The organism is Sorangium sp. So ce693, assembly GCF_051521375.1.
GTDB classification, from domain to species: Bacteria; Myxococcota_A; Polyangia; order Polyangiales; family Polyangiaceae; genus Sorangium; species Sorangium atrum.
In genome coordinates, this window is the sequence record NZ_CP150347.1 from 3,004,016 (window position 1) to 3,016,494 (window position 12,479).

General features: G+C 73.7%; 12 protein-coding genes and 1 pseudogene. 6 read left to right on the forward strand and 7 right to left on the reverse strand.

The genetic code is table 11. From position 1 onward, the window contains the following. Positions 1-5 precede the first annotated feature (5 nt). The 3 genes from WMF14_RS11555 to WMF14_RS11565 are packed head-to-tail and all read right to left on the reverse strand — an operon-like array spanning position 6 to position 1,839. A complete protein-coding gene (locus WMF14_RS11555; protein ID WP_012234634.1) occupies positions 6-548 on the reverse strand; it encodes a MarR family winged helix-turn-helix transcriptional regulator in 543 nt (180 codons plus the stop codon). A 32-nt stretch (positions 549-580) separates the two neighbouring features. Further along, positions 581-1,081, reverse strand: a complete 501-nt coding sequence (locus tag WMF14_RS11560) for a RidA family protein (RefSeq protein WP_437800846.1) — start codon at positions 1,079-1,081, stop codon at positions 581-583. After that, positions 1,078-1,839 carry an SDR family NAD(P)-dependent oxidoreductase gene (locus tag WMF14_RS11565; RefSeq protein ID WP_437800848.1) on the reverse strand — a complete coding sequence of 254 codons (762 nt, stop codon included), beginning with the start codon at positions 1,837-1,839 and terminating at the stop codon, positions 1,078-1,080. Before WMF14_RS11565 ends, WMF14_RS11560 begins: the two co-directional genes overlap by 4 nt. Positions 1,840-2,262: 423 nt before the next feature. On the opposite strand from WMF14_RS11565, the gene WMF14_RS11570 reads away from it, so the two are divergent. Then, positions 2,263-4,275 carry a hypothetical protein gene (locus WMF14_RS11570; protein WP_437800850.1) on the forward strand — a complete coding sequence of 671 codons (2,013 nt, stop codon included), beginning with the start codon at positions 2,263-2,265 and terminating at the stop codon, positions 4,273-4,275. Further along, positions 4,272-5,033, forward strand: coding sequence for a hypothetical protein (locus tag WMF14_RS11575; protein WP_437800851.1), 762 nt, complete (start codon positions 4,272-4,274; stop codon positions 5,031-5,033). The genes WMF14_RS11570 and WMF14_RS11575 overlap by 4 nt, the downstream gene beginning before the upstream one ends. 56 nt (positions 5,034-5,089) lie before the next feature. On the opposite strand, the gene WMF14_RS11580 is transcribed toward WMF14_RS11575, so the two are convergent. The 3 genes from WMF14_RS11580 to WMF14_RS11590 form a co-directional block, all read right to left on the reverse strand. Continuing rightward, positions 5,090-5,734 carry a Uma2 family endonuclease gene (locus WMF14_RS11580; protein ID WP_437800853.1) on the reverse strand — a complete coding sequence of 215 codons (645 nt, stop codon included), beginning with the start codon at positions 5,732-5,734 and terminating at the stop codon, positions 5,090-5,092. 160 nt (positions 5,735-5,894) lie between these two features. Next, entirely contained in the window at positions 5,895-7,292 is a 1,398-nt protein-coding gene (sthA, locus tag WMF14_RS11585; RefSeq protein WP_437800855.1) for a Si-specific NAD(P)(+) transhydrogenase, read from the reverse strand. Positions 7,293-7,339: 47 nt separating this feature from the next. Then, entirely contained in the window at positions 7,340-7,867 is a 528-nt protein-coding gene (locus tag WMF14_RS11590; protein ID WP_272101689.1) for a tetratricopeptide repeat protein, read from the reverse strand. Between the two features lie 62 nt (positions 7,868-7,929). Between WMF14_RS11590 and WMF14_RS11595 the strand changes: the two genes are divergently transcribed. The 4 genes and pseudogenes from WMF14_RS11595 to WMF14_RS11610 all read left to right on the forward strand — a co-directional run. After that, positions 7,930-9,981, forward strand: coding sequence for a hypothetical protein (locus WMF14_RS11595; RefSeq protein ID WP_437800857.1), 2,052 nt, complete (start codon positions 7,930-7,932; stop codon positions 9,979-9,981). Positions 9,982-10,088: 107 nt separating this feature from the next. Next, positions 10,089-10,862: an esterase/lipase family protein gene (locus tag WMF14_RS11600; protein WP_437800859.1), complete on the forward strand. Its 774-nt coding sequence runs from the start codon at positions 10,089-10,091 to the stop codon at positions 10,860-10,862. Between the two features lie 37 nt (positions 10,863-10,899). After that, positions 10,900-11,463: a hypothetical protein gene (locus WMF14_RS11605; RefSeq protein ID WP_437800861.1), complete on the forward strand. Its 564-nt coding sequence runs from the start codon at positions 10,900-10,902 to the stop codon at positions 11,461-11,463. Between the two features lie 233 nt (positions 11,464-11,696). Further along, positions 11,697-11,906 (forward strand): annotated as a pseudogene (locus WMF14_RS11610) (adenylosuccinate synthetase); the annotation flags it as partial. Between the two features lie 151 nt (positions 11,907-12,057). Here the strand turns inward: WMF14_RS11610 and WMF14_RS11615 are convergent. Further along, positions 12,058-12,465: a hypothetical protein gene (locus WMF14_RS11615; protein WP_437800863.1), complete on the reverse strand. Its 408-nt coding sequence runs from the start codon at positions 12,463-12,465 to the stop codon at positions 12,058-12,060. Positions 12,466-12,479: the final 14 nt, after the last annotated feature.

The following is a 12,479-nucleotide window of genomic DNA, read 5'->3' on the forward strand; positions in this document are numbered from 1 at the left end:
CGCGATCAGGGCTTCGTCCGCGTGCGCCGCGGGGGGCTGCGCGCGCTCCGCTCGGCGTGAGCGCGGGCGCTGCCGGGGCGCGACGGGACGGGCATGTCCGGCTCGCGGAGCGTGGTGCGCAGCTTGTCGAGCAGCCGCGTCAGCGTGGAGAGCTCGGCCGGGCTCAGCCCGGAGAACACCTTTGCCACGCGCGCGGCGTGCCGCCGCTCGGCGTCGCGGAACGCGCGCTGCCCCTTGGCGGTCAGGTGCACCCGCCACGCGCGGCGGTCGCTCGGGTCGGCGCGCCGCTCGACCATGCCGTCGCGCGCCGCGCGATCGACGAGCCCGGTGAGGTTGCCCGCCGTGACGAGCATGCTGCGGGAGAGCGACGCGAGCGTCTGCCCGTCGCTGCGCACGAGGTTCGCCAGGAGGTCGAAGCGCGGGAGGGTCATCTCGTGCTCCAGGTCCTCGCGGATGGCCGCGAGCGCGCGCTTGTGGACGGCGAGGATGCGCACCCAGGCGCGCACGGCCGCCTGGTCGCCGCGCGCGCTCTCCGGCGGGGGGACCACGGCGAGCGGCCGCCTCGCCGGCGCCCCGCGCCTCACGGGCCGCCCTCGCCGCGCGCGCCCGTGGAGGGCGGCGCCGCCGCGGCCGCGTCGATCTCCACGGCCGCGCCCTGGGCCGCGGCCTCGCCGCGCGCGTCGAGCGCCGCGACGGCCTCGATCTCCACGAGCGCGCGCCGCTCGACGAGCCCCGCGACGCCGACGAGGGCCATCGCCGGGAAGTGCTTGCCGAACCGCGCCCGCCACGCGGCGCCGATCGCGCGGAGCGAGCCCCTGTACGCCTCGAGATCGGTCACGTAGACGGTCATGCGCGCGACGTCGCCCGGCTCCCCGCCGGCGGCCGCGACGACCGCGAGCACGTTGTCGAGCGCCTGGGCGAACTGCTCGGCCAGATCGTCGCTCCGGAGCTGCCCGGACGCGGGGTCCCACCCGATCTGCCCCGCGATGTGCAGCGTCCTGCCGCGCGTCACGACGCCGTTGGCGTAGCCTCGCGGCGCAGGCCACCCGGCCGGCTGCACGATCTCGAGATCGCCGTTCACCGCATCACCTGCCCCCCGTCGACCGGGATCGCCTGGCCATGGATGCTGCGCGCCTCGTCGCTGCAGAGCATCGCCACGACGAGCGCGACCTCGGCGGGCTCGACCATCCGGCCCTGAGGCGACATCGACTCGAGCGACCGCCGCGCCGCGTCCTCGCCCCGCCCGGTCTTCTCGGCGATGCGGGAGATCGCCTCGTCCGCCATCCTCGTGTTGACCCACCCGGGGCAGACGCAGTTGATGGTCACCGGCGTCCGGGCGATCTCCACCGCGATGGCGCGGGTCATGCCGACCATGGCGTGCTTCGACGCGCAGTACGCGGTCGAGTAGGCGCACCCGACGAGCCCGGCGGTCGAGGCGACGTTGACGACGCGCCCGAACCCGCGCGCGATCATCTTCGGGATCAGGGCGCGGCAGAGCGCGAAGGCGCCGGTCACGTTGACCGCGAGCATGCGGTCCCAGAGCGCGTCGCTGGTCCTGTCGAACGGCGCGCTCTCGGCGACGCCCGCGTTGTTGACGAGCACGTCGATGTGCCCGAGCTGGCCTTCGAGCGCGGCGATCGCCGGCGGCGCGCCCTCGCGATCGCCGACGTCGAGCCGGACGGCGACGCCCCCGATGGCCGCGGCCGTCTCCTCGATCTCGGCCTGCGTGCGGCCTGCGACGGCGACGCGCGCGCCGCCCTGCGCCAGCCGCTCGGCGATCGCCCTGCCGATGCCGCGACCCCCACCCGTGACGAGCGCGATCCTGCCTTCCAGGGACATCCGGAGCACCTAAATCATATATATATGAAGCACAAGGCGAAGTCACCCTCGTCGGCGCTCGCAGCGCCGCCCGCCCGCTGAGGTCGGAGTCGGCCGTCTCGCGACGGAACGCGCGGATCGGCCTCGATTTCGTCGCTCTCCTCGCTCGACTGGCGCTTGGTTTCTCGTCGCGCTCGTCGCGCTCACCGCGCTCGGCGTCCGCCGAGCGTCGCCTGGAACGTAGTGGGCGGAGAGCATGGAGTACGGCCAGAGCGGGCGTGCCGTGTGCTCTGGCTCGCGCGCGTCCGCGACGGAGCTGCATGCGCACCGGTGATGAAGGCGAGCGCGTTCGCGACGAAGCGCCGCGCGCGCCGCGGTGGTCTGCCTGCTTCAGCGCGAGCTCGAACCGTCGATCTCGACGAATGCATGCGCCACCATGCCCTCATGCGCCCCTCCCTCGCTGCGGCGACGGCCGCGGCATCGTCGCTCGTCGCGGCGCTCGGCTGCGGCGATGCGCGTCCGAGCGTCTCGTCCATCTGGGTCTCGCCTGCGCGGCACGGCGAGCTCCGAGGAGAGCGGTTCTTCGACGCGCCGTGGCCGAGCGATCTGCGCCGCGAGGGCGGCCTGGTTCGGCTCGACGGCTACAACAACCCGCGGCGCCTCAGGATCCTCGACGAGTACATCCACGAGATGGACTCGGTCCTCGACGGCTTCTCTCCGGCGGCGGCGGGGTTCCTGCGGTTCGCCGGGCCGATCGACGTCTCCTCGTTCCCGTCGACGCCCGCGCTCGCCATGAGCCCCCTCGGGACGGTGCAGCTCATCGACGTGGATCCGGGCTCGCCGGAGCGCGGAGCGCGGCGGCCGATCTCGATCTATTTCCGGCGTGAGGCCGGCGTTTACTGGCCCGCGAACACCCTCGCCTTCATGCCCGTGATGGGCTTCCCGCTCCGGCCGCGGACCCGGTACGCGCTCGTCGTCACGGACGCGGTGCGCGGCGAGGGCGGCGGCGCGGTGGAGGCGAGCCCGGAGCTGCGCGACGCGCTCGGGATCGGCCAGGCCGGCGTCACGTCCGACGCCGTCAGGGAGGCGCTGGCGCCGGCGGTGGACGAGATCGAGGCCGCGGGCGTCGACCGGGAGCGCATCGTTCACCTCACGGTGTTCACCACGTCCGACCCCACCGCGGAGCTCTTCGCGCTGCGCGACCACCTGCTCGCGAACGTCCCGCCGCCGGAGGCGCGGCCCGCGCTCTGGCGGCGCCTCAGCCACAAGGCGACGTGCGACGAGTACGCCGGCGTGTACGGCCCGTCTCCGAACTACCAGATCGGCCGGGCGCCGTACCTGAGCCACGACGACGGCGGCGGCTTCGGGAGCAAGGCCGGCGAGCCGGTGATCGCGAGCTACTTCGACCTGCGCTTCTCGCTCACGGTCCCCAACGCGAGCCGCTGCCCCATGCCGGAGGCCGGCTACCCCGTCGTGCTCTTCGCTCACGGCACCGGCGGCGACTACCGCTCCTACGTCCGCCGCGGCACCGGCCAGGAGCTCGCGGAGCGGTGCCTCGCGGTCATGGGCGTGGACCAGATCTTCCACGGCGCGCGCCCGGAGGCGCCGCAGGATCCGTCGCAGGCCGGGCTCCTCTACTACAACGTGCAGAACGTGGCCGCGGCGCGGACGAACGCGCGGCAGTCGGCGCTCGACGAGGTGCAGCGGGCGCGCCTCTTCACCGAGTCGCGGATGGCGGTGCCCGCCGCCGTGTCCAGCACGGGGGAGCAGATCCGGTTCGACCCGTCGAAGATCCTGTTCTTCGGGCACTCCCAGGGCGGGCTCAACGGGCCGCTCTACCTCGCGGCGGACGACTCGGCGCGGGGCGGTGTGCTCTCCGGGGCATCGGCCGTCATGTCGGTCACCCTGCTCGAGAAGACGAACCCGCCGCCGAGCATCGCGGCGCTGGTCAAGTCGGTCTTCCTCGGGCTGATGGGCGAGGAGGACGGCGAGGTGAACGAGTTCCACCCCGCGATCTCGCTCGCGCAGTCGATCGTCGACGTTGTCGATCCGATCCACTACGCTGCGCGCCTGTTCGTCGCGCCCCGCGACGGCTTCGCGCCGAAGAGCATCTACATGACCGAGGGCATCAACCCGGATGGCACCGGCGACACGTTCGCGCCGCCTCGCGGCATCGAGATGCACGCGCTGGCGATGCGCTTGCCGCTGCAGTTGCCTGCGCAGCGTCCGATCCGAGAGTACGGCTTCGGCGGCCCAGAGCCCGTCGAGGTGCCGCCCGGAGGGCTCGCCGGCAACCTCGCCGACGGCCGCGCGTCGGGGTTGCTCGCGCAGTGGCCGGTCCCCGAGGGGAGCGACGGGCACTTCGTGATCTTCGACGTGCCAGCGGCTGCCGCGCAGGCCCACGGCTTCCTCCAGAACCTCGCGGACGCGCCCCGCGGGCGGGTGCCGGCTCCATGAGCGCGGCTCTCGTGCTCGCGTCGCGCGTCGCCGCGCTGCTCGCGCGCTCCGGCGTGGAGGCGCGGCCCCCGGCGGCAGGGGCGGGCGCGTGGTCCCTCGCGCTGGCCGAGCCGCCGGATCTCGCGGCGCTCTACGCGGCGGCGGACGGCATCGCGCTCCCGGACGGGACGCTCATCCTGCCGCGCGGCGACGTCGCGCGGGCGACGGCGTGGCTCGCGGAGGAGCGCTCGCTCGACTGGGCGCACGACCTCCTGGTCATCGGGGAGCGGGAGGATCTCGTCATCGTGCTCGATCTCGACGTCGCGGGCGCGCGGGGCGGAGGCGGCGTGCTCGAGGCGCCGACCGACGGGCTCGCGTCGTTCCAGCGCGTCGCACGCTCGGTGGTCGGCTACCTGGAGCGGCGCCTCGGCGTCGCAGGGGCCGAGGCCGCGGGGCCCGAGGTGCGGGCGCGCGAGGCCGCGGCGCGCCGCGACCTCCCGGCGCTCGTCGAGGCGCTCTCGGAGGAGATGTACCCGGGCGCGGAGCGGCAGGTCGCGCACGCGGCGCTCACGCTGGGCGCGCTCCTGTCGGAGCGCGGGGACGAGGCGGCGCTGGACGCCTTCGCGCGCTCGGTCGAGGCGCGGGTCGCGGCGGCGCCGCGTGGCGCCGCGGGGCCCGAGCGGCTCGCGGCGTGGCGCGCGTGCGAGATCGCGGCGCGAGAGGCGGGGGCGGAGGCGATCGCCGCGGCGTGCGCGGCGCGGGCGAGCGGCGGGGGGTAGGGGGCTGGCCTCGAAGCGCCTCGGCAGACGGCGCTTCGTCGCTCAGCGGACCGAGCTCACCTGGCGCATCGCTCCCGGAGCCTCGCGCGCCACGCGCGCACCACGGACGTCTGATCCCCCTTGCGCAGCATGAACTCCGTCAGCCCCGCGACGTCGAGGCCGGGCAGGAGCCGGCTCTGCCCGGTCTCCGCGTAGCCGTCCGGGCCGAGGAGGTGGATGGAGAGCTTCCCCTTCTTCAGGAACCAGACCTCGGGCACGCCGAGCCCCGCATAGACGGAGAGCTTGTTGATCGTCCCGCTCTTCTCGATGATCTCGATCGCGAGCTCCGGGATCTCCCCGTCCTCGACCGTCCCGAGCACGTAGCACTCGTCCGGCTCCACCCCCCGCTCCGCGAGCCTCTTGCGGACGGTCATGCTGCCGTATCCGCTGAGCGGCAGCTCCGCCTCTTCGGCATAGGCCTCGACGAGGCGGGCCAGGATCGTCTTCCGCCCCTCGTGGGGTCCGCCCGGGCTCATCAGCTCCAGCACTCCCTCGCAGTACGTCACCCGCACGCCAGCCCGGTCGCCGAGGGCGGCCAGGATGGCCTCGTACTGCTCCCACGAGACGTCATGAACGACGAAGAGCTGGTCTTCCGAGCCGTCCGCCGCGACAGCGTCGGCGGCGCCGGCAGGGGGGGCGAGGAGGGGTGCAGCGGCGGCCATGACAGCGTGCTCCTCCCGGGAGTATCACCCCCGCGCCGCGCGCTGGCAACCGCCGATCCCAGCGCCCGTGCGCCGCTGCCCCGCTCGACGGCCCTGACGCGCGCCATGGACTCGCCGGACGCTGCCAGGGGCGGGCCCGGGGCGCTCGGGAGCCGCGCCCTCAGAACACGCGCCCCAGCCCGTCGAGCGCCGCGACGCGGTAGGCCTCGGCCATGGTGGGGTAGTTGAACGTCGTGTTCACGAAGTACCGGATCGTGTTGTGCGGCGCAGGCTGCGACATGATCGCCTGCCCGATGTGGATGATCTCCGCGGCGTTCTCGCCGAAGCAGTGGATCCCGAGCAGCGCGAGCGTCTCGCGGTGGAAGATCAGCTTCAGCATCCCGACCTGCTGGCCTGTGATCTGGGCGCGCGCGAGCGTCTTGAACGTCGACTTCCCCACCTCGTAGGGCACCTTCTCCGCCGTGAGCTCCCGCTCGCTCTTGCCCAGCGACGAGATCTCGGGCGTCGTGTAGATGCCCGTGGGGATGTCCCGGACCAGCTTGTCGTCGGCATCGCCGCAGAGGTGGCTGGCCACGTACCGGCCCTGGTCGTAGCTCGCGCTCGCGAGCGCCGGGAAGCCGACGACGTCGCCGACCGCGTAGATGTGCGGCTGGCTGGTCTGGAATGTCTCGCTCACCTCGATCTGACCGCGCTTGTTCGGCGTGATGCCGACGCTCTCCAGGCCGAGATCGGCCGTGTTGCCCGACCTCCCGTTGGCCCAGAGGAAGACGTCGCTCCGGAGCTTCTTCCCGCTCTTCAGGGAGAGCACGACGCCCTCCTTCGTGGCCTCGACCGCCTCGTGCTCCTCGCCGTTCAGGACGCGGATCCCCTTGTCGCAGAAGTGGTACCCGAGCGCGTCGGTGATCTCGTCGTCGAGGAACTCCAGGAGATGGGCGCGCGTGTTCACGAGGTTCACGGCGACCTGCATGTTGCGCAGCATCGACGCGTACTCGCAGCCGATGACGCCCGCCCCGAAGATCGTGATGCTCCGGGGGGTGTGATCCATGCGCAGCAGCGTGTCGCTGTCGAAGATGCGGGGGTGGCTAAAGTCGATGTCGGCCGGCCGGTACGGCCGCGAGCCGGTCGCGATGACGAAGCTGTCGGCCGTGTAACGCCGGCGCTGGCCCCCGTCGCCCTCCACCTCGATCGTGTGCGGATCGACGAAGCTGGCCTGCCCCGGAATGAGCTGGACGCGGTTCCGGTCGTAGAAGCTCTCCCGCAGATCGACCTGCTCGTCGATGACGCGGTTCGCGGTCGCGAGGAGCTCGGCGAACGGGTACTCCGGAACCACATCCATCCGCTTGTAGATGGGGCTCTGGTTGATCAGGTTCATGTGGTAGATCGCGCGGCGCAGCGCCTTGCTGGGGATCGTCCCCCAGTGGGTGCAGCCCCCGCCGACCCGCGTGTAGCGCTCGATCGCCGCGACCGACTTGCCGTGCTTCGCGGCCGTCATGGCGGCGCCTTCGCCGCCCGGCCCCGTGCCGATGATGATGAGATCGAAGTGCGGGGTGGTCGCCATCGAGTTCCTTGCCTCCGGCGCGCCGCGCGCGCGTGCGCCAGGGAAGGCTACTCGAACTGGAGCGGCTCGTCGTCGTCCCCGACGCCGAGCATCTCGAGGATCTGCCGCACCTCCATGGCGGACTCGACCTCAGGGCCCGCGTCCAGGAAGCCCTGGAGGTGCTTCCGCGCGAGCGCGCGGTTGCCGCGGGCCGCGTACGCGAGCCCCATCGCGTGCATCGCCTCGCCGTCCTTCGGGAACCGGCGGAGCGCCTCCTTCGCCTGCGCGATCGCGCCCTCCGTGTCGCCGACGCGACGGAGCGCGTGCGACAGGGCCACCCGCGCCCCGAGGAAGCTCGGCGCGAGCCGCACGGCGGCGCGGTATGCATCGCGCGCCGGCTCGAGCTGGCCGAGCTCGTAGAGCGCGTGCCCGAGCAGGTTGTACGCGTACGGGTTCGACGGGGAGGCCTTGATCACGTCGCGCAGCGCGACGAGCGCCTCCTGGACTTGCTCCTCTTGCAGGAGCTCGGCCGCCTCCTCGACGGCCTCCCAGTGGGCGGAGTCAATCGATTCGTCCACCACGGCTCTGAGCACCATGGCGCGCAGTCTAGCCAGAATCGGCGCGCCGTCCTGGGCTCCTTCGTGGTACCGGCCGGGCCGTGAGGCGCCCGCCGCGGATCCGGCTGCTCTTGTGGCACGCGAGCGCCGCTATCCCGGTGCTCGGCGCCGCCGCGGCGTTCTACGGGCCCGCGCTCGCCAGGACGGGCGGCGTCTGGCCGGCGCCCCTCGACGACGTCTACATCCACTTCGGCTTCGCCCGCGCCGCGGCCCTTGGCCACCCGTTCTCGTGGATCCCGGGCAACGGCTACTCCTCGGGCGGGACCAGCCTGGTGTACCCCCTCGCCCTCGCGCCCGGGTACCTGCTCGGGTTTCGCGGCGCGTGGCTCGGCCTCTTCGCCGCGCTCCTCGCGTGCGCCGCGCTGCTCGACCTCTGCCGGTCGCTCCGGCGGCTCCTCGATCCGCGCGCCGGGCCCGGCGCCGCGTCCTCCCGCTGGGTCGCCTGGGTCGCGCCGCTCTTCGTCGTGGCCGTGCCGCTGCTCGACTGGAGCTGGTTCTCCGGGATGGAGGTCGCGCTGCTCGGCGCGGTGATGGGCCGGGCGCTCGTCGCGGTGCGGCGCGCCGAGCTCGCCCCGCCGGCGCAGCGCCCGGCCGAGCAGCTCCGGGCAGGGCTCCTCGCCGCGCTGCTCGTCGCGACGCGGCCCGAGGCCGTCGCGCTCGCGGCGCCGCTCGCGATCGCCGTGGCCCACGCGTCGGGCTCGCTGGGCGCGGCGGCGTCGCTCGCGCGCGCGTCCCTGCCGACCGCGCTGCTCCTCGGCGCGCAGGCCGCCGCGAACCGCGCGCTCACGGGGGAGTGGAGCGCCGCGGGGGCGGTGCGCAAGCTCATCCTGTCGAACCCGTACCCGGCGCCGCTCGAGAAGGCGGTGGAGGTGATCAAGAACCTCGCTGCGCTGCGGGTGCAGGCGCTGGAGAGCGCGCTCGGCGGGCCGTCCTACGCCCTCCTCTTGCCGCTGCTCGGCGCGATCGCGGCGCTCGACCGGCGCGCTCGGCGCCTGGCCGTGCCGCTCCTGATCGGCGCCTACGGCTCGCTGCTCCTCGTCTCGCTCAACGCGACGGCGCGCTACCAGAACCTCCGCTACGCCGCCCCGGCGCTCGCGATGCTGCTCGTCGCGGCGGCCCTCGGGGCCGAGGCGCTCGCGCGGCGGGGGCGGCTCGCGGCGGGCGTCGCCGCGGCGCTCGCGCTCGCGGCCCTCGCGGCGCCCTCCCCGTGGTTCGGGCGGCAGATCGACCACTTCGCCCGCTCCTCGGCCAACATCGCCGGGCAGCAGGTCGAGGTCGCGCGGCGCCTCGCCGCGCGCGCGCCGCGGCCGCGGCGGGTGCTGCTCGGCGACGCGGGCGCGATCCCGTACCTGTCGGGAATCCCGGCCATCGACGGGCTCGGGCTCGGCGGGTACCGGGGGATGCCGTTCGCGCGGGCCTCGGTGCACGGGGTGCCGGCCGTGGTCGAGCTCATCGAGCGGCTCGACGCCGCCGAGCGGCCTGACGTCTTTGCCCTGTACCCCTCGTGGTGGGGCGGGCTCGCGGACGTCTTCGGCCGGCGCGTCGACGCGGTGAAGATCGAGAACAACGTGATGTGCGCCGCGGACGAGAAGGTGATCTACGAGGCGGACTGGTCGGCGCTCGCTCCGCCGGGGGAGCGCCGCGACGGCGCCATCGACGAGGTGGACATCGCCGACCTGGTCGACGAGCGGGCGCACGGCTACGCGTTCCCGTCGCCGCGCGGCGGCTGGGTCGTCGGCGCCGTGCTGCGGGACGGGAGCGACGGCGGCGGTGCGCCGCGGTTCGACGCCGGCAGGATCATCCCCGAGGGGCGCGAGCAGTCGTTCGCAATCGGATCGGCCGCCGCGGCCGCCGCGATCGCACCCGGGCCCGCCGTGCTCGCGCTGCGCACCGACGGGGGCGGCCCGATCGCGATCGGCGTGGCGGTCGAGCGCGCCGCGGACGAGGCGCGCGTCGAGGTGCCAGAGCGCCCTCTGGACCGCTGGTTCGAGATCCGGGTGGCGCTGCGCGACGTCGCGCCGGGGGACCTGGTCCGGATCCGCGCGCTCCGGGGGACGTTCCGCAGCTTCCATGTCTGGCTGCTGCGGCCGTGATCGGCTTCCTTGCCGCCCGCGCGGCGTCCTCGTGGCGCGCGCCCGCGACACAGCGCGTCGCGAGCCACGGGGACGTCGCGCGACGGATCCATGGTAAGAGCCACCACGTGGCGAGGTGGTTCCGTGCGTCGGCCTTCGCGGCGACAGCTGGCAGGGAGGTGGCCTCGTTCGCGAGGCAGGCGGTCCTCCTGCCGTACGACACCCTCGCGCCGGTGATCCCTGACGGGGCGCGCGACGGCGACGAGGTGGTGGTCATCCTTCACGGGCTCTTCGCTTCCGCCGGCGTCCTCCGGCCGTTGCGCACGGCGATCGAGCGCCACGCCGCCCTGTCGCGCGCCTCGCGGGCGCGCGGTCGGACGGACCCGGCGCGCGCCGAGCCGTCGTGGTCGGTCCACACGGCGACGATGTCCTACGCGCCGGGGCCCGGCGTCGAGGCGCTGTCAGAGCGCCTCGCGGCGCTCGTCGCCGCGTTGCCGGACGGCGCGCGCTTGCACCTCGTCGGTCACAGCATGGGCGGCATCGTGTGCCGCTTCTTCGCGCAGGAGGTCGGCGATCCGCGCGTCGTGCAGACCATCTCCATGGCGAGCCCGTTTGGCGGCATCCCGCGCGTGGCGCTGCTCGGCTTCGGCGGCGCGCGCGATCTCGACGCGTCGAGCCCGGTCCTCCGGCGCGTCCTCCTCGGGACGGCGCGCTCGAGCATCCCGCACCTGTCGATCGTCGCGGGGGCCGACACGCTGGTCCGCTCGCCCATCGCGCACGCGCTGCCGGGCGGCGAGGTGCGGGTGATGGAGGGGCGGGGGCACAACACGCTCCTCTTCGATCCCGAGGTGGCCGCGCTCGTGGCGCGGCACATCGTCGAGCGGCGCGGCCCCGCGCGCTGACCTATCGCCGCTCGGCGCTTCGTGCTAGCTCGCTCGCGTGCGCTCGCCCATCGCCTGCCTCGCCGCCGTCGGGGCCCTGCTCGCCCCGCTCGCCTGGTCCTCGCCTTCGCGCGCGGACACCTCCGCGTGGACCTTCGTGGGCGCCGGCGCGGTCGGCTGGAAGCAGGGGGAAAGCGATCTCGTCTTCGACGGCGCGCTGTCGTGCGACGTCGGCGTCGGGACCACGCCCGACGCGCCCGTCATCGTCGGCGGCCTGATGCGTGCGACGCCGATCCTCGACAGCGGCATCGATCTCGCGCTGCTCGCCCGGGTCGCGACGCGCGGCTTCCAGGCCGGCCAGCTGGGCCTTGCCCTCGACGCGGGCGGCTACCGCCGCTTCTGGGGCGCGGGTTCCACGGGCGTGGCCGGCGCGCTCACGCTCGGGGCGCCGCTCGGCATCAGCCTCTCGCTCCAGGGGAGCTACGGGACCGACAACGCCATGGCGTTCGCCGCCATCGCGGGCATCGACCTGCTGCGTCTCACCGTCTACCGGCAGTCGCTCCTGCCGCTGTGGCCGAACCCGTTCCCCGCGCAGCAGAGCCGAGACGTCGCCTCGCGCTGAGGGGCGCGCGAGCGTCTCTCCGGACACGATGGGGAGCCATCGAGCCGGGAAGGGGCAGTCGAGGACCGGGCGCGCGACGCGCATTGGCGCCGCGGACGCCGGTTGACCGGCGAAGTCGTACCCCGGGAGGGTGCGGCCAGGGGCGCGTCATGGATGTCGTCGCCGCGCTCGCCATCCTCCTCCTCGCGTTCATTCACGTTGCCCCTCGCCGGATCGGATGTCACGCGCGGAGGGTCGACGAGATCGCGACGGCGAAGCCGGTGCTGGAGTCGGTGGCCGAGTGGAGCGAGCCGATCGACGGCGCGCGGTCGATGACCGAGCTGCCAGCGGCGGCGCGGCACTACGTGGAGATGGTCGAGAAGGAAACGGGCATGCCGGTCGACGTGGCGTCGGTCGACGCGGACCGCGACGCGACCATTGTCCGGCGCAACGCGTTCGCGTGATGCCGCAGGGCTGAGGGCGCGCCGCCTGCGCGGGCGCCCCGCCGGGAAGTCCGTCGCTGGGGGCGGCGCGGGCGGGTGTGGGGCGCCCGCGGGCACGCGGCCGGCGCTCGTCCGTCGATGACGGCTTAACGCGGCCGCAGCCCGCGGTAGATCATTCCGGATCGGAGGGGGTGGAGGAGGGGGCCACGCTTGAGAGGTAGGGCTCCTGCTTGACCCAATCCAGGATCAAGCGTCGGGCGATGGCCCGTCCATTGGCCAAGTGATAGGCGACCCACGCATCGAGGCCGTCGGCAGTTCTCTCATTGGGATCTAGCCAACTCCTAAAGCCACCAGATACGGAACCCGCTGACTCCTCCAGCTCGCGCTTGATCGACGCTGGATCAACTTGGACCCGAACGAACAACGATTCGAGGTATTCGGCCAAGGCGGTGCATGGATGATTCCCGATGGCCTTCAGTCGCTCGATAATCTCGGCGTCGCTCAGCGAGAGGATCCAGACCTCCTCTGGACCATACCAACCGGTGAACTCAGCAAGAATCTCGTCGATCGACTTGTCCATGTCTCACTCGCACT

Coding starts and splice junctions, on each gene's coding strand:
- WMF14_RS11565 (WP_437800848.1), bottom strand. CDS start 1,839: ATGTCCCTGGAAGGCAGGATCGCGCTCGTCACGGGTGGGGGTCGCGGC.
- WMF14_RS11570 (WP_437800850.1), top strand. CDS start 2,263: ATGCGCCCCTCCCTCGCTGCGGCGACGGCCGCGGCATCGTCGCTCGTC.
- WMF14_RS11575 (WP_437800851.1), top strand. CDS start 4,272: ATGAGCGCGGCTCTCGTGCTCGCGTCGCGCGTCGCCGCGCTGCTCGCG.
- WMF14_RS11580 (WP_437800853.1), bottom strand. CDS start 5,734: ATGGCCGCCGCTGCACCCCTCCTCGCCCCCCCTGCCGGCGCCGCCGAC.
- sthA (WP_437800855.1), bottom strand. CDS start 7,292: ATGGCGACCACCCCGCACTTCGATCTCATCATCATCGGCACGGGGCCG.
- WMF14_RS11590 (WP_272101689.1), bottom strand. CDS start 7,867: ATGGTGCTCAGAGCCGTGGTGGACGAATCGATTGACTCCGCCCACTGG.
- WMF14_RS11615 (WP_437800863.1), bottom strand. CDS start 12,465: ATGGACAAGTCGATCGACGAGATTCTTGCTGAGTTCACCGGTTGGTAT.